Origin of the sequence: Psychrobacter sp. MES7-P7E (assembly GCF_002863645.1) — a bacterium.
Taxonomy (GTDB): Bacteria; Pseudomonadota; Gammaproteobacteria; order Pseudomonadales; family Moraxellaceae; genus Psychrobacter.
In genome coordinates, this window is the sequence record NZ_PJBU01000051.1 from 1 (window position 1) to 656 (window position 656).

1 protein-coding gene is annotated in these 656 nt (G+C 41.9%); it reads left to right on the plus strand.

Translation table 11 applies throughout. The annotated features are described in order from the left end of the window. Window positions 1-65: 65 nt before the first annotated feature. Window positions 66-656 (plus strand): IS5 family transposase (locus CXF62_RS01455; RefSeq protein ID WP_102092637.1); only part of this gene is annotated, 591 nt, incomplete at its 3' end.

A 656-nucleotide genomic window follows, 5' to 3' on the forward strand; every position in this document is an offset into this window, starting at 1 on the left:
CATTGAAAAAAATAAGCAACGCCTTACTCTAATGTTTACCACAACAAAGAAATAAGGCATCACTTATGACTCGCACCAAGCTCAACGATGAACATTGGCACAAGCTATTTATTATATTGCGACAAATTAACGTATATAACAAGCCCAATCTAAGACGTACCGTTGAAGGCATGTTGTACCGCATACGAGTAGGCTGTCCATGGCGAGACTTACCTTCTTATTTTGGTCATTGGTCTCGCATATATCATCAATACCGTTACTGGCGTAAAACCGGTAAATGGCAAAAGCTCATGAAGATAGTCACAGCAAACTATGATAGTGAATGGTTATTTATAGACGGTAGCGTGGTCAAAGCTCATCAGCATAGTTCAGGTGTAGCCAGTCATCTTGATGAGGCCATTGGTAAAAGTGTTGCAGGTAATAGCAGCAAACTGCACTTAGTGGTCGATGCTTGTGGTAACCCTATACATATTGAGCTGACAGGTGGGCAAGTGCATGACGCTAAGATGGCAAAGACGTTGATAGATAGCACGATTAATAACCAGACTAAAGCGGTGATTGCAGACAGGGGCTACGATAGTAGTGATATTAGAGAGTGTATCTTCAAGCACTGTGCTGAGTCAGTCATACCCGTTAAGTCGAACTCTAAAAGCTGT